At 33.7% G+C, this 18976-nt stretch carries 17 protein-coding genes; 13 read left to right on the top strand and 4 right to left on the bottom strand.

What is annotated here, in order from left to right; translation table 11 throughout:
• The 6 genes from AB8B52_RS13085 to AB8B52_RS13060 form a co-directional block, all read left to right on the top strand.
• On the top strand, nucleotides 1-849 hold an 849-nt coding region (locus AB8B52_RS13085), incomplete at its 5' end, for an ABC transporter permease (protein WP_406028837.1).
• A gap of 12 nt (nucleotides 850-861) precedes the next feature.
• Nucleotides 862-3246: an ABC transporter permease gene (locus tag AB8B52_RS13080; RefSeq protein ID WP_406028835.1), complete on the top strand. Its 2385-nt coding sequence runs from the start codon at nucleotides 862-864 to the stop codon at nucleotides 3244-3246.
• A gap of 12 nt (nucleotides 3247-3258) precedes the next feature.
• Nucleotides 3259-5685: an FtsX-like permease family protein gene (locus tag AB8B52_RS13075; protein WP_406028833.1), complete on the top strand. Its 2427-nt coding sequence runs from the start codon at nucleotides 3259-3261 to the stop codon at nucleotides 5683-5685.
• A 178-nt stretch (nucleotides 5686-5863) separates the two neighbouring features.
• Entirely contained in the window at nucleotides 5864-6607 is a 744-nt protein-coding gene (locus AB8B52_RS13070) for a head GIN domain-containing protein (protein WP_406028831.1), read from the top strand.
• A gap of 26 nt (nucleotides 6608-6633) precedes the next feature.
• Complete coding sequence (locus tag AB8B52_RS13065; protein WP_406028829.1) at nucleotides 6634-7305, top strand: ABC transporter ATP-binding protein; 672 nt, start codon at nucleotides 6634-6636, stop codon at nucleotides 7303-7305.
• 142 nt (nucleotides 7306-7447) lie between these two features.
• Nucleotides 7448-7942, top strand: a complete 495-nt coding sequence (locus AB8B52_RS13060; protein WP_406028827.1) for a hypothetical protein — start codon at nucleotides 7448-7450, stop codon at nucleotides 7940-7942.
• Between the two features lie 42 nt (nucleotides 7943-7984).
• On the opposite strand, the gene AB8B52_RS13055 is transcribed toward AB8B52_RS13060, so the two are convergent.
• The 4 genes from AB8B52_RS13055 to msrB all read right to left on the bottom strand — a co-directional run bounded on the left by AB8B52_RS13055 (nucleotide 7985) and on the right by msrB (nucleotide 10714).
• Nucleotides 7985-8938: an aldo/keto reductase gene (locus tag AB8B52_RS13055; protein ID WP_406028825.1), complete on the bottom strand. Its 954-nt coding sequence runs from the start codon at nucleotides 8936-8938 to the stop codon at nucleotides 7985-7987.
• Nucleotides 8928-9470 carry a peptide-methionine (S)-S-oxide reductase gene (locus AB8B52_RS13050; protein ID WP_406028823.1) on the bottom strand — a complete coding sequence of 181 codons (543 nt, stop codon included), beginning with the start codon at nucleotides 9468-9470 and terminating at the stop codon, nucleotides 8928-8930. The genes AB8B52_RS13055 and AB8B52_RS13050 overlap by 11 nt, the downstream gene beginning before the upstream one ends.
• 246 nt (nucleotides 9471-9716) lie before the next feature.
• Nucleotides 9717-10262 carry a peptide-methionine (S)-S-oxide reductase MsrA gene (gene msrA / locus AB8B52_RS13045; protein ID WP_406028821.1) on the bottom strand — a complete coding sequence of 182 codons (546 nt, stop codon included), beginning with the start codon at nucleotides 10260-10262 and terminating at the stop codon, nucleotides 9717-9719.
• The gene (msrB, locus tag AB8B52_RS13040) at nucleotides 10262-10714 is read right to left on the bottom strand and encodes a peptide-methionine (R)-S-oxide reductase MsrB (RefSeq protein WP_406028819.1); all 453 of its coding nucleotides are present in this window, start codon (nucleotides 10712-10714) and stop codon (nucleotides 10262-10264) included. Before msrB ends, msrA begins: the two co-directional genes overlap by 1 nt.
• 250 nt (nucleotides 10715-10964) lie before the next feature.
• On the opposite strand from msrB, the gene AB8B52_RS13035 reads away from it, so the two are divergent.
• From AB8B52_RS13035 to AB8B52_RS13005, 7 genes are all read left to right on the top strand, one after another.
• Complete coding sequence (locus tag AB8B52_RS13035; protein ID WP_406028817.1) at nucleotides 10965-11393, top strand: peptidylprolyl isomerase; 429 nt, start codon at nucleotides 10965-10967, stop codon at nucleotides 11391-11393.
• Between the two features lie 224 nt (nucleotides 11394-11617).
• Nucleotides 11618-13975 carry a beta-glucosidase BglX gene (gene bglX, locus AB8B52_RS13030; protein ID WP_406028815.1) on the top strand — a complete coding sequence of 786 codons (2358 nt, stop codon included), beginning with the start codon at nucleotides 11618-11620 and terminating at the stop codon, nucleotides 13973-13975.
• 144 nt (nucleotides 13976-14119) lie between these two features.
• Nucleotides 14120-15214, top strand: coding sequence for a formylglycine-generating enzyme family protein (locus AB8B52_RS13025; protein WP_406028813.1), 1095 nt, complete (start codon nucleotides 14120-14122; stop codon nucleotides 15212-15214).
• Nucleotides 15215-15989: 775 nt separating this feature from the next.
• Entirely contained in the window at nucleotides 15990-16232 is a 243-nt protein-coding gene (locus AB8B52_RS13020) for a helix-turn-helix transcriptional regulator (protein WP_406028811.1), read from the top strand.
• The gene (locus AB8B52_RS13015) at nucleotides 16204-16521 is read left to right on the top strand and encodes a HipA N-terminal domain-containing protein (protein WP_406028809.1); all 318 of its coding nucleotides are present in this window, start codon (nucleotides 16204-16206) and stop codon (nucleotides 16519-16521) included. The genes AB8B52_RS13020 and AB8B52_RS13015 overlap by 29 nt, the downstream gene beginning before the upstream one ends.
• The gene (locus AB8B52_RS13010; protein ID WP_406028807.1) at nucleotides 16514-17473 is read left to right on the top strand and encodes a HipA domain-containing protein; all 960 of its coding nucleotides are present in this window, start codon (nucleotides 16514-16516) and stop codon (nucleotides 17471-17473) included. The genes AB8B52_RS13015 and AB8B52_RS13010 overlap by 8 nt, the downstream gene beginning before the upstream one ends.
• 613 nt (nucleotides 17474-18086) lie before the next feature.
• Nucleotides 18087-18976: integrase (locus AB8B52_RS13005; protein WP_406028805.1), on the top strand; the 890-nt coding region annotated here is incomplete at its 3' end.

Genomic DNA, 18976 nt, shown 5'->3' with positions numbered 1-18976 from the left:
TGGAAAGGTGGCACAAACACTGAAGATGTTTTAATTTCTTTTAGATATGTAACCCAAAGCTTTTTTGAAACCACAGGTTTAGAAATTATTGAAGGTCGTGGTTTTAGTAATAACATCGAAGCTGACAGTAGTTCTACATTGATATCTAAATCACTTGCCAAAATGATGGGTAGCGATAGTGCAATAGGTAAGAAGATTACACGAGGTGATGATGTAAATATAGAGGTTGTTGGTGTTGTTGAAGATTACCTTCATGGTAGTATGTATGGTTCTAGCGATCCAATATTATTTTTTAATTACCCCAATAATACACAGCATATGTATATAAAGATTAAAAAAAATAGTGCTGTAAACGAAGCTTTGGCAGATATTGAAATGGTCTTAAAAAAGCACTTGCCAGCCTATCCTTTTGACTACAAATTTGTGGATGATGTTTTTGATGCCAAATTTAAAAACGAACAACTTATAGGAGAGTTATCCCAAGTTTTTGGAATACTTGCTATACTTATTTCTTGCCTTGGTCTATTTGGCTTAGCAGCTTATACAGCAGAACAACGTCGTAAAGAAATAGGTGTTCGTAAAGTACTAGGCGCAAGTGTATCTGGAATAGTAAAATTATTGTCAAAAGACTTTTTGAAACTGGTTGTAATTTCAATAATAATTGCCATCCCAATTGCATGGTATTTTATGAACAATTGGCTGCAAGATTATGCGTATCGCATAGAAATTAACTGGTGGGTTTTTGCAATAGCTGGCTTAAGTGCAATAGCAATAGGCATGCTAACAGTGAGTTTTCAGGCCATTAAAGCGGCGATTGTAAATCCTGCAGAGAGTTTAAAAACAGAATAAAATACTAATATTATGATACGTACATATATTAAAATTGCTTGGAGAAATATAAAAGGAAGTCCTCTTTTTTCATCAATAAATATTCTAGGACTGACTTTAAGTCTTGCGATTGCGACATTATTATTTATGTTTATACATCATGAGAATAGTTTTAATTCTATGTATTCTCAGAAAGATCAAATTTATCGCGTACTTGTTGAAACTTCAGGAAGTTACGATAATAGAGTTTTTGCAAATGCACCAGCTATGGTTGCTCCAACTAGTGTTGTGGATATTCCTGAGATATTAGATGCGGTTCGTTTTCTAAAACATGGTTTTGGTGATCCAGCTTATGTGAGTACAGAGAATTCTGAATTTATTGAAACCTCGCTTTATTATGCAGATTCTAGTTTGTTCAAAATTTTTGATTTAAAACTGATTCAAGGTTCAGCAAAAGATGCTTTAGTGAAACCTAATACGGCTGTCATATCTCAAAGTACTGCCATGCGTTATTTTGGCACTGAGCAAGTTATTGGTAAACTTTTTAAAGTTGATGATAGATTAGATATTGAAATCACTGGAGTTTTTAAAGATTTACCTGCAAATACCACATTAGATGCTAATGTTTATGTGTCTTTTGTCACAAGTTTTTTTGCTAAGCGCCCAACATGGTCTAACGCGAGTTTAGAAACTTATATACTGACAGCAAAAGGTTCAAAAGAAATAGCTTTAAAATCGAAGTTAAAAGAGATGCTTGATAAGAATGTTGAAAAGGAATCACAATGGTATTCCTTAAATGTTCAACCTTTGGATAATGTGCATTTATATTCTGGTGCGATTGAAAATGGTTATAGCTCTAAAAAAGGTTCTATTCAACAAGTGAAGAGTTTAGCATGGCTTGCATTGCTAATTCTCATAATTGCTTGTATAAATTACATGAATCTTACAACGGCTCGTTCACAAAAAAGAGCACGAGAGGTTGGTGTGAGTAAAACCCTTGGTGCTTCCTTTAGTAATCTAGTAACACGTTTTTATGCCGAAACAGGTCTGATTACTGCAATATCAATTTTGCTCGGTGTTGGTTTAGCCTTAATTTGTTTACCGTTTTTTAATCAAATTTCAGGTAAAGAGATCCCTAGTACTCTCCTTTGGTCAGGTACATTTATACTATCACTCATTGCTATTTGGGGAGTTTCTACTTTACTCGCAGGCTCTTACCCTGCAATATATATGTCTAGTCTGTCTGCTAAAAAAATATTAAGTGGAGGTAAAGTGGGTTCGTATTGGGCCACAAATGTTAGAAAAGGACTAGTAATAATACAATTTGGTGCATCTACAGTATTAATTATTGGTGTTTTTGTGATTTATAATCAACTAAAATTTATACAAGATAAAGACCTAGGTTTTGATAAGGAACAAGTTATGGCTATTTCTATTAATGGTATAAATGATGACAATAATATAAAGCTATTAGGTCAAAAATTAAGTGAATTATCCATAGTATCTCAAATTGGAAATGCTCAAGGTTATCCAGGTAAATCGGTTAGTGGTAGAATGATTCAGAATCCTTTACAGGATGATGGAGGTTTGTCTGTACAAACTAATAGGTCTGATGCTACAGCTTTAGAGGTTATGGGTTTACGATTTATAGCAGGTAAAAATTTACCGCTTAACAAAGTCGAAGGAGATACTTTAGTTGAGGTTGTTATTAACAAAAAAATAGCTGATTATTTGGGTTATACACCAGAGGAAGCTATCGGGAAAACTATACAAATGTTACCAAGACATTCTACAATAATTGGTGTTGTAGAAGATTTTAATTTTGAGTCATTACGGGAACCTATAGGTGCATATGCGTTTCATAATTTACCATCAGAATATAAAGAGTATATGCTCGTAAAAATGAGTGTAAGCGATTTAGGTCAAAATATTGCTAGTTTAGAAACTCGCTTTAAGTCTGTAGCGCCAAATATTCCTTTTGACTATAGTTTTTTAGACCAAAATATTGAAAAGCTGTATGTAGAAGAAAAGCAAACTGCATCTATTGGGATGATATTTTCACTACTTGCGGTATTTGTTGCTTGTTTAGGTCTCTTTGGTCTAGCGGCTTTCACAGCAGAACAGCGTGATAAAGAAATAAGTGTGCGTAAAGTTTTAGGAGCTTCGGTTACTAGCATTGTAAAACTATTATCCATAGATTTCATAAAGTTGGTCATAATTGCATTGGTGATCGCATTTCCTTTAGCGTATTATATAATGAACAATTGGTTGCAAGATTTTGCTTATAGAATTGGCATAAGCTGGCATCCTTTTGTATTTACGGGATTATGCGCCATAGGAATTGCAATATTTACAGTTAGTTTTCAGGCCATCAAAGCAGCAATAGCTAATCCTATTAAAAGTTTAAAAACAGAATAAAATCTCAAACCTATGATTAAAAATAACATAAAATTAGCATGGCGTAGTCTTAAGAAGAATCGTCTATTCTCTTTTATTAGTCTCACAGGTTTAACATTTGGTTTACTTGCTTGTATAAGCGTTGTTAGTGTTGTATTAGATGATTTTTCTTATGATTCTCAGTGGTCTCGTAAAGATGATATTCATCGCATATTAACAAATATTGATATGGGTAATGACGTAAATAATAAAATGTCTGCGTCTTGGGCAGGATTGCGACCTGCTTTAATGGATAATTTTCCTGAATTAGAGGCGGTTTCGAACATTTATCAGATAGACTATCACATAAAAAAGAATCTTCAAGATACAGATATTTTAGATTTGAAAGCCTTAGAAACAGATACCCTTATTTGGGAATTGTTTGACTTTAAAATTATATCAGGTAATCCTAAAAAATTAGTCCATGGCAAATCTAACCTTGTGTTAACAAAAACCTTAAAGGATAAGTTATTTCCTGATGAAGATGCAATAGGTAAGATTATATATAGTATTCCTAGTTTTGGTAATGAGCCATCTCCATTTTTGATAACTGGAATTATCGAAGATATTCCAAGTAATACGCATTTAAGAGCTGAAGCATTGGTCATTGAAAAAGGACGTTTAGAGCAATTATATAAAGAACAATATGGCTCGTTTACAAGGAATTATGTGTTGTTTAAATCTGGGACAGATGTAACTAAATTTTCGAAAAAATTAAATACATGGTACTCGGATTTTGTAGGTGGTGAAACTAAATATTCTTATGAGTTTCAGCCTATAGAAGAAACCTATCTTAATTCAGAATTTGATAACGAATTAGACATAAAAGGTAGTCGTTCTACTGATTATATACTACTCGGAGTTGCATTATTAATAGTTTTTATAGCTTGTGTGAATTTTATAAATCTTAGTGTTGGACGATCGTTAACACGGATAAGAGAGATAGGTGTACGTAAAGTGATAGGAGCACTTCGTAAGCAAATCATTCTTCAATTCTTAACAGAATCACTACTCTATTTTGCAATTGCGTCACTAGTAGCATTGGCTGCTTTTTATCTCATCATTCCTGTTATAGAGCAATTTATTGGACATTCTTTACAAATGTCTCTTTTAAGTAATGCGAAGTATTTGAGTATAGGATTTCTAATTGTTTTTGTAGTAGCCGTAATAACAGGCGCGTATCCAGCACTATTAATATCTGGTTTTAAACCTGTTAGTTCATTAAAAGGGCAAATACATAAGAATCAAATAAATGGCCAACAATTAATTCAAAAAGGATTAGTTGTAGTTCAATTTTCTATTGCTATTATTGTTTTAGTGTCAGTACTAGTGGTAAAATCTCAACTAGATTATGTGAATAATAAAGATATTGGTTATGATAAAGAAAATTTGATTGCTATAAATCCTACTTTATGGAATGGAAAAGGACAGAGTTTCCACAAAGAAATCACCAATATTCCTGGAGTAATTTCTGCTAGTCTTGTAAATTGGAGGCCTACATTTGGTTCTGGAGGTATGTCTAAGTCAATAGATAACCCAATTAACCTAGGGACAAAAATGGATGTCTCTTTTATTTCAGGGGATGTTCATCTTCCAAAAACATTAGGAATAGAGTTAACTTCTGGACGATTATTTGATGAAAAATTCGCTTCAGATGCACCACAAGCACAAACAGAAATTAAATTTAATGACAACGATAAAAGGATAAATACCCAATCTTCATTACTAACTGAGTACACAGCTAGAGCATTAAATGTTACAGAGATGAATAAAACAATACCTGAGTTAGAAACAAATCCTATTGGTATTGTAAAGAATTTTCATACACAATCTTTGAGATATAGTCTTAAGCCTGTAGTAATGATTGCAGAGTCAAATCCTGATTACAGTAGTATGCTTATTCGTGTAAAAGAAGGTTCGTCCTCTCAAGTTATTACGCAACTAAATGAGATTTGGGAGCAAATGTTTCCTAATAAATATCTCGCATTAAATTGGGTAGATGACCTAGTTGAACAACAATATCTCGAAGAAGACAGGCTACAAAGCTTCTTTATGTTTTTTAGCATGTTAAGTCTTTTATTAGCTTCAATAGGAGTTTTTGGACTTGTAGCTCAATCCACAGAACAACGCATTAAAGAAATAGGCGTGCGGAAAGTACTTGGGGCATCAGTCAGCTCTATTGCAGTTTTATTTAGTAAAGATTATGTGAAGTTAGTAGTAATCGCTATTGCTGTGGCGTTGCCAATTGCATGGTATGCTACGTCGCAATGGTTACAAGATTTTGCATACCGTATTAATGTAGAATGGATAGTCTTAACTACTGCTGCTTTAATCGTTTTAGTAATTGCATTAACAACAGTAGTAATTCAATCTATTAGAGCTGCAATTAGTAATCCTATAGAAAATTTAAGAACAGAATAAATTATAATTTCTGATTTTTTTAAGTGTTCGATTATGGACAAAATGTGTATCATAATCGAACACTTTTAATTTTCAAAAAAAATTTAAACATTTGATTTTCATATATTTAAATTTATGGCATCATCTTCACTATATATTATTTGTAAAAGAAGATTAAATAATCAAAAACATAAATAGTATGAAAAATTTAAAATATTTAGTAATCGTAGCATTAGTTTGTGCAAGTCAAATTATAACCGCACAAACGAAGAAGACAGTTGAATCCTTTAATAAGGTAATCATTAGTCCGCACATCGAAACCACGTTTGTACAAGGAGACGAAGAATCCGTAACCCTATTAAACAGTACCGAACCAGAAGACAAAATAAATATTGAAGTCAAAGGAGAAACATTAAGAGTCTATTTAGACGATGCTAAAGAAATTACAAAGCAAAAAAAGATAATAAAGAATGGCGTGAAAATGAAAGTGCCAATTTACAAGGGCAAAGTACTGACGATTCTTGTCACTTATAAAAACATCAATGATTTGTCTTTAAGAGGTGAGCAAAGAACCGTTTGCGAAAGTTCGATGACTGCTGAATATTTTAGTTTAAAGATTTACGGAGAATCTCAGGTAACTTTTAATGAGGTTAATTTTGAAAACTTTAATGCTAACATCTATGGAGAAAGTCAGCTAACGATTAATAAAGGTACAGTTAATTACCAGAGCATCACAGCATATGGTGAAGGTGAAATTAACATGGTTGAGGTGAAGAGTAAAACGTCTAATCTCAAGGCTTTTGGTGAAGCAAAATTTAGAATTAACGCGTCAGACTCTATTAAATTTACAGCTTTTGGTGAAGCAGAATTATACTATAAAGGGGCTGCAGAAATAGATAGAGGCTTAAGTATTGGCGATTCAAAAGTGAGTCGTATTGAGTAACAGCAACCTATTTTAAATCAATTAAAATGAAAAACACATTATTAAGTTTAAACGAAGCATCTAGAACAGTAAACTCTGGCAGCAATAAAGTCACATTACTAGATACTATCAATTTACAAGTTAAGGAAGGTGAATTCATCTCACTTATGGGACCTTCTGGTTCAGGAAAATCTACCCTTTTAAATTGTATTGGTATGTTAGACAGTTTCACAGGAGGCGGCTACACATTTTTAGGAGAACCTGTGCATAGCATGAAAGAACGCAACCGATCTAAACTCTATAAAGAATACATCGGTTTTGTGTTTCAGGCCTATCATCTTATCGACGAGCTCACCGTTTATGAAAACATTGAAACACCATTACTTTACAAAAATGTAAAATCATCAGAACGAAAAGCCATGGTTGCAGATATGTTAGATCGCTTTAATATCGTTGGGAAGAAAGATCTATTCCCTATTCAATTAAGTGGAGGGCAGCAACAATTGGTTGGTATTGCCAGAGCCTTAATCGGAAAACCTAAACTCATTTTAGCCGATGAACCTACAGGAAATTTAAACTCGAAGCAGAGTGAAGCCATTATGGAGCTTTTTGCACAATTAAACAAAGAAAGAGTTACCATTATCCAAGCCACACATTCTGAAAGCAACGCAGCTTATGGCTCAAGAGTTATTAATTTGTTGGATGGAAAAATCGTTTAAAACTAGTTTTGCCAATTAACAAGCACGCTCATTGTAATTTTTTTGGAAAATTCACCATAAAATTCAGTAATTTTAGGGATATGACTTTGTAAAATATAAGTTCATTTGCTATGGATATGAAAAAAGAATACTGATTGTAACTATGTTATGTTTTGTTAGTTTTTTGTGTATTGCCCAAGAACCTGTAAATGATGAATCTATATTTCTTCGTGTTTATAACCTAGAAGGTAAAAAAATAGCCAACGCTTATTTGGTTAATATAGACGATAGTGGCTTGTATGTAGAAGTAAAAGATAGTCTGCAACTAATACCAATTGCCAAAATTGGAAAAATAAAAACCAAGAAGTCTTTTGGTGGCAACGTGCTTTTTGGTTCTCTTATTGGTACTACTTTAGGTTTGGCATTAATTGTGGGTGATGCAGAAACAGGTAGGTCTTCTGTCTATTCTGGTGAGGAGCGCATAGTTGCAGTAGCAGGTGGTATGTTTATTGGTGCTGCCGTTGGCTTGGGTACTGGTCTGTTTAAAAATTCAAAAGTCTATCAAATTAATGGAAATGCAGAGGTGTTTCAGCAGTTTAAGAAAATGTTCAAACCAGCAGTAGAGGAGGAGACGGTTTCAATTAGTAAAGATGGCTAAAACTTAGCTGTCTCAATACCCTTAGTCCTAAGGTTTTATTAATTAATGCCATTTTAAATCACTTCGTTCTTGCCAGTAGGCTTCAGGAGTCAATCCAAATGATTTGAGCTCTAAAATTTCATGCTCATCTAAGTCAAAATTCAGAGCCTTTAAGTTGTCTTTAATTTGAAAAATAGTTGCACCACCACTCAAAATAAGTGTCGGTTTTAAGACGTCAATCACAAAACGTAAGGCAACGGCATCAATACCTACCTTATATTTTCCTGAAAGTGTTTTTAGATCCTCATAAGCTGGGTTATATTTTGGAAATTTAGTATTTGGAAATACACGTCCATTGGCTAAGGCTTCTTTTATAATCACCGTTTTACCTTGAGTTAATAATTGCTTTAAGATTTCAAAAGTAGATTGCTCAAATATGTTGAACGTCACTTGGTAGCTATCAAATAAATCTACACCATCAAAGTTCACTTTTTTAGCTTCTTTAATTATGTTTACTTGGGCTGTGCCGCTTGATGAAAGTCCTATTTTTAAGTTGTGTTTTTGTTTTAAGTCCTGCAATCGAGATAAAACAGTAGCATTAGTTAAAACACCACTATCAAGCGTTGCGGAATGAATTTGATAAGTTTTTAAATTTGGCAATAAGGCTTTAGATACTTCCCATTGCGTATTCAGTTTTTCAAGTGAATGTTCTTTAATTTCATGCTTACCAGAAAAACCAATTTCCCAATTTGCCACATAGGTATAGCCAAATTTGGTTGATAGATTAACGTCTTTATATGCTCTAGAATCATTCCAGTCTTGCAAAAACTGTTCTCCTAATCCATAAGATGGAGCCACATCAAAATCACGAATGCCAAGCTGGTAACTCTCATCTAAAATTTTAAGAGCATTCGTTCTAAACGCATCAACAGATTTATCAATGTCGTGCTCAGACCTTATGTTGATGTAATCTGGTCGGCCTAAAGCGGCAAGTCCTAATCCTATTTTAGTGGTCATGTATCTGTTTTTGTATGGTTTTTAATTTTTCAGGAATAGCTTCAAAAGCCACAAATTCCGAAAATTGATGTAATAATACTTTCAATTTAGGATTTATAAAGCGTTCACAAAATGGTTTTTCAGGATTTTTTAAATAGTAATTCTGAATCGCTTCGCGAGAGGCTTTAAATTCTGAAAACGGATATATGTTTGTAATTAATTGATTTTGAAACGTGGTTTGAAAGCCATTCAAAATAAATTGCGCTTCTGTTTTTTGTACTTCGGAAAAATAATAAATGGCAGAGCGATATTTATGTCGCATAGAATGTGCTGAGGTACTTTTGTGTGTATGCAAATGGATTTCAATTAACGTTTGAAGCGAAATCAATTCAGAATTAAAATGAACAATAACCGCTTCAGAAAACCAACTGTTTGCATCGCTTGAAGCCACATAACCTTGTTCAACTTTTAATATACCTTTTAAAGCTTGAAAAACCGCTTCCGTGCACCAATGGCAACCACCTCCTAAGCCTATTTTAGTTGTTTTAGCCATTTTATAAGTTCATGTGCTGATGGATTGCATAATCTTTTGTTTTCAATTATAAACGTGAGAAAATTGAGCTTTCAACGTTCATACAACCCACGTCACTCTTCAGCGCTATCTTTATGTGTTTCAGTCTAAAAACTGATATTCTAAATTATTGTTTTCTAGACCTCAAAGGTTTCAAAAACCTTTGAGGTCTTTTCAGTCTGTCCATTATTATGCCCTTAATCCAAAGGAATTGTTTTTGTAATGTCTTTAACTTCTTTTCAACTTATCAGCATGTAGCTTCCGAAGTTTCGCTAATTTTGGGTCTATCACAAAACTACAATAGCCATACGTAGGATTGTTTTTGTAAAAATCCTGATGCTCTTTTTCAGCATCGTAAAAAATTGGTGCTTCAGAAACTTCTGTGACTATGGGTTTTTCGTAATAAGGTGCTAATTCTTGTAGCGCCAATTCTGCAACTTCCTTCTGTTGATCATTGTGATAATAAATTACCGAACGGTATTGCGTACCACGATCAGCTCCTTGTTGATTGAGCGTTGTAGGATCGTGAGTGGTCATAAAAATGACCAGAATATCTTGGTAGCTAATGACGTCAGCATCAAAAGTCACTTTCACAACTTCCGCGTGTCCTGTTAAACCCGAACAGATTTCTCTATAGGTTGGTCGTCCTGGCACTTTACCTCCAGAATAACCAGAAACAACGCTTTCTACACCTTTTACTTCTTCAAAAACCGCTTCTGTACACCAAAAACAGCCTCCACCAACGGTAGCGATTTGTATGTTTTTAGTAGGCATTAGGCGTTCTCGGTATCTAAAGTCATGGACTCTGAATTAATACAATAGCGCAAACCACTTGGTTCTGGACCATCAGGGAATACATGTCCTAAATGACCATCACAAGTATTACACATTACTTCGACACGTACCATACCAAACGATGTATCTTTATGATATTTAATGGCGTTTTCTTTAATGGGTTGCGTAAAGCTTGGCCATCCTGTTCCAGATTCAAACTTAATTGTAGAATCAAAGAGCGGAGTGTCGCAGCAGACACAATTGTATTGTCCTTCGTCGTAAATACTGCAAAGCGCACCACTGTTTGGGCGTTCAGTGCCTTTTTGTCTTGTAATTCTAAATTGTTCTGGAGTCAATTGAGCCCTCCATTCGGCTTCTGTTTTTTCAACCCTTTGGTCTGGAGTTGGGTTTCCTTTTACGGAAAAGTTAATGAGGTCTTTCCAAGTGAGCATAATAATTTCTTTCTTTTTCGAGTTAATAAATGCACTTTTTTTAAGAGTTAAAGATAGTCGAAGAAGTTAGGATTACCTTACAATTTAACGTCATAACGTAACAGAATTTCTATCATCTTTAAAATTAGAAACTAAACCAGTAATTTCACGTTAAGTTTTTCTTAAATCCTAGGGAAAATCTCAATGTCATTCTTTATTGTCTCTTTTAAATAATAATTTTGCAACTCATTTAAATGAAAATTAGAAATTTATGAGTCAAGTAAAAGAAAATGATACGGTAAAAGTACATTATACAGGAAAATTAAAAAGCGGACAAATCTTCGATAGCTCTCTTGAGCGTGAGCCATTAGAGTTCACTTTGGGTCAAGGTATGTTGATTCCTGGTTTTGAAAAAGCCGTTATCGATATGAAGGTGAGTGAAAAGAAAACAGTCGATATTCCTATGGAAGATGCTTATGGTGATGTCATCAAAGAATTATTTCATAAAGTAGATAAAGCGCAGTTACCACCAGAAATGGAGCCTGCGGTTGGTTTGGGTTTAGCGTCTAAAGATGAACAAGGAAACGAGCATCAGTTTAGAGTGGTAGAGGTAAATGACGATCATGTTATTTTAGATGGTAATCATCCTTTGGCAGGACAAGAATTAGTGTTTGAACTTGAGGTGGTTGAGATAAAATAAGAATTGTTGGTTTCAATATTTAAGAACCTGTAAATTCAATTTTACAGGTTTTTTGTTTTAAAAAAGGACGATAACTAGTTGAAGATTTTGATATTTAGATGATTCGATTTAAGCTGTTAAAAAACTTTTTAGATGCATAACGCTAGATCATTAATTAGTTTTAAGTTTTTGTCAAACTATTTTCCTGTGTATCTTTAACTTTTAGTAAAATCATTTTATCTCCTATGAAAATAATAGTTCACCAATATTTCAGATTAATGCTGAGTACAGCACTTGTGGCTGGTTTATTATTTGGTTGCACTTCCACTGACAACAATAAAGAAGTAGTCCTTGATAATAAGGGCAAAGCGAACGCTTCAATCTTAATAGATAAGGCTACAGAACAGAAAATAGATTCTGTTTTAAGCTTAATGACTATTGACGAAAAGGTAGGGCAGTTAGTACAGTATAATGGTGGTTGGGATGCGACAGGTCCGTCCGATTCTCAGGGCGATCAATATAAATTAGAAAAACTAAAAAAGGGCGAAGTAGGGTCTATGCTTAATGTCACTTCAGTGGCTTCGATAAGAGAAACTCAGCGCATTGTAATGGAGAATTCGAGATTAAAAATCCCTCTAATTTTTGGATTTGATGTGATTCATGGTTACAAAACTATTTTCCCTATTCCTTTAGGTGAAAGTGCAAGTTGGGATCTCAATATTATAGAACAATCTGCAGCCATTGCAGCTAAGGAAGCTGCTGCATCTGGTCTCAACTGGACCTTTGCTCCAATGATAGATATTTCTAGAGATGCACGTTGGGGACGCGTTATGGAAGGTGGAGGTGAAGACACCTATTTATCTACCCAAATCGGAGTTGCAAGAATTAAAGGATTTCAAGGTAATGATTTGTCGAAATCCAATACCATTGCGGCTTGTGCTAAACACTTTGCAGGCTATGGTTTTGCTGAAGCTGGAAGAGATTATAATACGGTGAGCATAAGTGAGTATGATTTACATAATGTTATTCTACCTCCTTTTAAAGCGGCTGCCAAGGCTGGTGTCGCTACGTTTATGAATGCGTTTAATGATCTTAACGGTATTCCTGCAACAGGACACCAATATTTACAGCGCGATCTTCTGAAAGGTGAATGGAATTGGGATGGTTTTGTGGTATCAGACTGGGGAAGCATTGGCGAAATGATGGCTCATGGTTATGCTAGGGATACAAATCATGCAGGCGAAATAGCTATAAAGGCAGGAAGCGATATGGATATGCAGTCGTTTACTTATGAACAATCTTTAAAGACTTTGGTAGAAGAAGATAAAATTTCAATAGATTTAATCGATGATGCGGTTAAACGTATTCTAAAAGTTAAATTTCAGCTTGGTTTATTTGATGATCCTTACAAATATTGCAATGAAGCCTTAGAAACTCAAATGGTTTATTCAGAAGAGAATTTGGCAGTTGCAAGAGACGTCGCTAAAAAATCAATTGTGCTTCTTAAAAATGAAAAAGCACTGTTACCTATTTCTAAAGATATTAATAGCATTGCTGTAATAGGGCCTTTAGCCAATGATAAAAATTCTCCTTTAGGAAATTGGAGAGGTAAAGGGGTTTACAACTCAGCTATATCTTTATTAGACGGTGTGAAAGCAGCAGTATCCGAAGACACTAAAATTTATTTTGAGCAAGGTGTGGCATTAACAATTCCGACAGTAGAACCTGGGAAAAACCAGTTTTCAACAGCTTTAAAGTTTAATACTACAGACAGATCAGGTATAAAAAAGGCAGTAAATGCTGCCAAAAAAGCTGAAATTGTGTTATTAGCCATTGGAGAAGATGCTTACCAAAGCGGAGAAGGTCGCAGTTTTACAGATATTGGTTTTAAAGGGTTACAGATGGAGCTGCTTGAAGCTATTCATAAAGTTAATAAAAACATTGTAATTGTTTTAATGAATGGTAGACCAATGGATTTAAGTCGTCCAACAGAATTAGTGCCATCGATATTAGAATGTTGGCATTTAGGTTCTCAATCTGGTTATGCCATTGCAGACGTGCTTTTTGGTGATTATAATCCCTCAGGTAAATTGCCAGTATCGTTCCCTCACAATGTTGGGCAAGTGCCTATTTATTACAATAAAAAAAACACAGGACGACCAAGTAATGCCACACAAATCACCTATTCTCATTATAGAGATGCACCTAAAACGGCCTTGTATCCTTTTGGATTTGGGTTGAGTTATACGGAGTTTACTTATAGTAATTTGAGTTTGGATAAGACAGAAATCACAACAACTGGTGAGCTAAAAGTTGCAGTGACAATTACAAATTCAGGAGAAAGGGCAGGAGAAGAAGTGGTGCAATTATACATAAGAGATCTGGTGGCAAGCTTTGTGAGACCTGTAAAAGAACTCAAAGACTTCAAGAAAATAAGCCTTAAACCAGGAGAATCTAAAGATGTAATATTTACCATAAATGCAGAAACACTTCAGTTTTATACAGCAAATAAAAAGTGGGAAGTTGAACCAGGTGAATTTGATGTTTGGATAGGCGGAAGTTCTACTACTGCGTTAGAAGAACGTTTTCGTGTGGTCGAATAGTTTTATGCTTAAAATCACCTTATTATAACTATTTATTGTAAAAGGTTTGTAGTCATTTTTTTTTGCTTTTAGTTAAATGAAGTCTTCAGAATAAATAATTATCTTTAACCCGAAAAAATTTAAAACATACTTTACTAAAAGAGCTTGAAAAAAAACATCAACTATATTGTCACATTTCTAATTACTGTTTCACTGTTTAATTGTAGAAACACTACAACAGAAGTTTTAGAAGAAACCACTAATGAAGAATCAGTAATTATAAAGACTTTAGCTGAAGTAGAAGCACCAAATGGTCTGGTTTGGGTAGAAGGTAAAACATTTTTACAAGGCGCAAAGAATAGTGATCAATATGCAATGCCAAGAGAGAAACCAGCACATAATGTTACAGTAGATGGTTTTTTTATGGATCTTACTGAAGTGACGAACAAACAGTTTAGAGCTTTTGTTGAAGCAACGGACTACGTTACAATTGCAGAACGAACGATTGATTGGGAAGAGATGAAAAAGCAGTTGCCACCTGATGCTACAAAACCACACGATTCTGTTTTACAACCAGGAAGTTTAATTTTTAATAAGAATGTAGATGCTGTGGTGAATATGAATAATTATGCGCAGTGGTGGACATGGAAAGTCGGTGCAGATTGGCAACATCCTGAAGGTCCAGATTCAAATATTGATGGTAAGGATAATCATCCTGTAGTCCATGTCACTTTAGATGATGCATTGGCCTATTGCAAATGGGCAAATAGAAGATTACCAACAGAGGCAGAATGGGAAGCTGCTGCTCAAGGCACTAATATAAATACCATTTTTACTTGGGGAAATGATGCTTCAGTTTTAGATACTAATGCGAATACTTGGCAAGGTGTATTTCCAACAAAAAATGAATCTTTAGATGGTTTTGAATTTATATCACCTGTAAAATCATATCCTAAAAATAGTATTGGATTATATGATATGACTGGAAATGTGTGGGAATTGACCAGCGATTTATTTAATGTAAATTATTATAAGGAATTAGAGACCTCTCAGCCTTTAATAAATCCTAAAGGAGCCAAGACATCTTATAATCCTATGAATTCGTACCAAGAAGAGTATATTATAAAAGGTGGTTCGTTTTTATGTCATGCATCGTATTGTGCAAGTTTTAGGATTTCAGCAAAAATGGGAGTGACTTCAGATTCAAGTTCAGACCATGTTGGTTTTAGAACAGTGGCTACCCCAGATATGTTAAATTAAAACTAGAGTAGCTTTTTTAAAATTTGAACAATTCACATCGACTTTTATGCTTTAAGACTAATTATAATTAGTAAACAACTGAGCAGATCAATAAAAAAAGCCCTACTGAGCTCCTCACTAAAAGGAAGCTTCGTAGGGCTAAGGTGGAGTCGGAGAGATTAACTGCGTTGTTCTCTATTGACTTAAAAGGTGCAATTACAACTGCCTGTTTTTGCAAACCAGGTGTCTAAAAATACAAAAACCCATTCAAGTAAACTTGATGAGTTTTCGTATTTTCATTCACAACGCAGTTGTGAGTGTTGTGGAGTCGGAGAGAACGACCACAATTTCACTTTCCACTATTTATAAGGCTTTCAAAAGTATCAATTTTTGAGGTCATCGAATTGGTCTCAATTTAATAACAAACTTTAATATTTGATTTCTATTTCTGAAGTCAAAATATAGCAAAACGATTCAAATTTCTTTTCCTTGATTTGCAATTCGCGCATTGCAAATTAGTCTTTGAGTAATGACAGTCTTGTTAAAGTAAAAAGCTAAAGATTTTCTTTATTCTATACCCAATTACGTATAAAAATGTGATCTCGGTTAATATGATATGTAATTACATATAGTTTACGCTTTTACTTTCAATTCCGAAGCATTGGAAGTAGTACTTTATTAACGGCGTAATTTTTTATACCCTTAAAGGTATATTTAATAATTATTATTATAAATTATACCTAATAAGGTATAAAATTCATATATTGCATCATATTACACCTTTATGGGTATAATTATGAAAGATTGGAATCGACATAACGCTATTGCTGACTTCGTTAGAATAAGCAGAAAAGAAAGTAAATTGACACAATTAGATTTGTCTGACCTGACTGGCGTTGGACTTCGCTTTGTGCGTGACCTAGAGCAAGGAAAACCAAATTTAATGACCGATAAAGTAAATCAAGTATTACTATTTTTCGGACATGCATTAACACCAACACCTATAAGCGATGAGACAAGGAGAAATTTGGGTGAGTAATCAAAAAGCAGGAATGCTTACTGAAAATGACGAAGGTTATTTATTTCAATATGATAAAACCTATTTGTCATTGAAAAATGCAACACCTGTATCATTAACATTTCCGTTACAAGAAGCAGTCTTTACATCAGATAATTTATTTCCTTTTTTTGATGGACTAATTCCAGAAGGATGGTTGCTAAATATTGCACAAAAAAACTGGAAACTTAACCCAAGAGATCGTATGGGATTACTACTAACTACCTGTCGTGATTGCATAGGTAACATAAGTATTATAGAAAATGAGTAGTTGTTTAGCTTGTCACAAACCATTAGCATCAGGAGAACATCAGTATCACCCTGTTTGTCTTGCTCGTTTTTGGGAAAATGATACACCTGTATTTCAATTAGACTATGATATATCACAAATAAATGAACTTGCTGAAGAAAACGTTGCCCAGCGAATTATAGTAACAGGTGTGCAACCTAAATTGTCAATGGGCTTTACAAAAATTGCTACCGAAGAACGCTTAACCATAGTCGGTGCTTTAAACGGAAGGTATATTTTAAAACCACCTTATTCTGCTTATCCACAAATGCCAGAACTAGAAGCTTTGTGTATGCTAATGACCCAAGCTTGTGGCATCGAAACTGTTCCTTTTTTATTACTGCCTTTAAAAGGTGGAGAGTTGGCTTACATAACGAGACGTATAGATCGTAATGCACAAGGCGATAAGTTTGCAATGGAAGATGCTTGTCAATTTAATGAGCGACTAACAGAGCATAAGTACAGAGGGTCTTATGAGCAAATAGCCAAAGGCATCATCGCCTACTCTAAAAACCCCATAAAGGATGTTGTTCACTTTTACGAACAAGTGATCGTGTCTTTCTTAATAGGAAATAATGATATGCACTTAAAGAATTTTTCGCTTATAGCGAAAGAGTTCAACGAATATGAGCTCACACCTGCTTACGATATGATTTCTTCGCAATTAGTATTACCGGACGATTTAGAAGATTTAGCATTGAATCTTAATGGGAAAAAGCGAAAACTAAAACGAGAGGATTTTAACAAAGCCATGTTAAAAGCACACATACCAGAAAAAGCCATTGAAAATCTTTGGAAACGTATTGAAAAAGGAATGCGTGAATGGTCTCTATTGATTGATCATAGTTTTCTTTCACAAGAACGGAAAGAGAGTTTTAAAGAATTGATAAATAAGAAAAAAGCTCAACTCAAAATTAAAGTTGCTATAAATTAACTTTAAGAATAGGATAATGGCAAACACACCATTAACAATCTTCCATAATGTTGCTATTAAATAGCACACTCAATGTACACAAATAAGTAATAATAAACAAGCGCAAAACCGTTTCAAATAATTGAAATTCAGATAATTATAATGAATTAGTGTGTAATTTTTAAGCGAGACCTATGGACACCGAATTGCACACTTTTTAGATGATATAGTGTGCAATTATATGATATCATATAAAAATAAAACCCTGTAAATTATTAATTTACAGGGTTTTTGATGCGTTTTTATACCCAATAAGTGGAGTCGGAGAGATTAACTGCGTTGTTCTCTATTGACTTAAAAGGTGCAATTACAACTGCCTGTTTTTGCAAACCAGGTGTTTAAAAATACAAAAACCCATTCAAGTAAATTTGATGAGTTTTCGTATTTTCATTCACAACGCAGTTGTGAGTGCTGTGGAGTCGGAGAGTATTGCACCTATTAAACACTAATTCTTGTTAATTAATATATAATCTACTGTTATCAAGGGAATTGTTTAAAATTTTATATCTTAATATTATATCAAAACACTATTAAATCATATCTTTACTGACACCTAAACTTACACCCAGTAAAAATGAGAAGTACTTTGAACTTAAAGGATAAGAATAAAGATGGTAATACTTTAATCTATTTAAAAGCTTATTTTAAAAATGAGGGTAAGAAGTTTGTTTACTCCACAGGGGAGACTATAAACCCAAATGAATGGGATTTTGAGAATAGACAGCCTAATAACTTAACTGGTCGAACTACAAAAGCAGATAAGCAAAGGTCTATTAAATCACAATTAGATAGGTACACAAATTTCTTTAGTTCAATCACGGACTTATACATTAATACAGGGCAAGAAATCACGATTGAGGCTATTAGAAATGAATTTGATATTAATTTCAAAAAAGTATCGGCAGGAAAAAACAAGTTTTATGAAGCTTACGATGAGTTTATGACTTATAAGATGAAAAATAAGGAATGGACAACCTCAACTGTTAAGAGATATAATAATATTAAAAGTTTACTAAAGGAATTTGAGCAAAAGAAAAAATACAAATTAACTTTTAGTACTATAAATAATAAGTTTTATACAGAGTTTACAGATTTCTGTATGAATGATAAAGGGCATATTAATAACACTTTTTCTCGAAATGTAGGTTTGTTTAAAACATTTATGTTTTGGAGTTTAAAGAATAGCTATACTTATAAAACTGACTTTATTAACTTCAAGAAGAAACCAAGGGTTGTAACAAATCAAATAGCATTAAAAAAAGAAGATTTACAAATTTTAATGCTTCAAGATTTTAGAACAGTTAGGCTAGAACGCATACGAGATGTTTTTGTGTTTTCTTGTGTTACAGGGTTGAGGTTTGGCGAGTTAAAACTAATATCTAAAAGCAATATTGTAAATGATAGCATATTACTAAAAGAAGAAAAAGGAGCAGGAAAGATTACAAGAGAAATACCATTAAATGA

This window comes from Winogradskyella sp. (genome assembly GCF_045105575.1).
GTDB lineage: Bacteria > Bacteroidota > Bacteroidia > Flavobacteriales > Flavobacteriaceae > Winogradskyella.
Note: the sequence above shows the minus strand (reverse complement) of the source record. Positions and strands in the feature narration are given on the sequence as shown.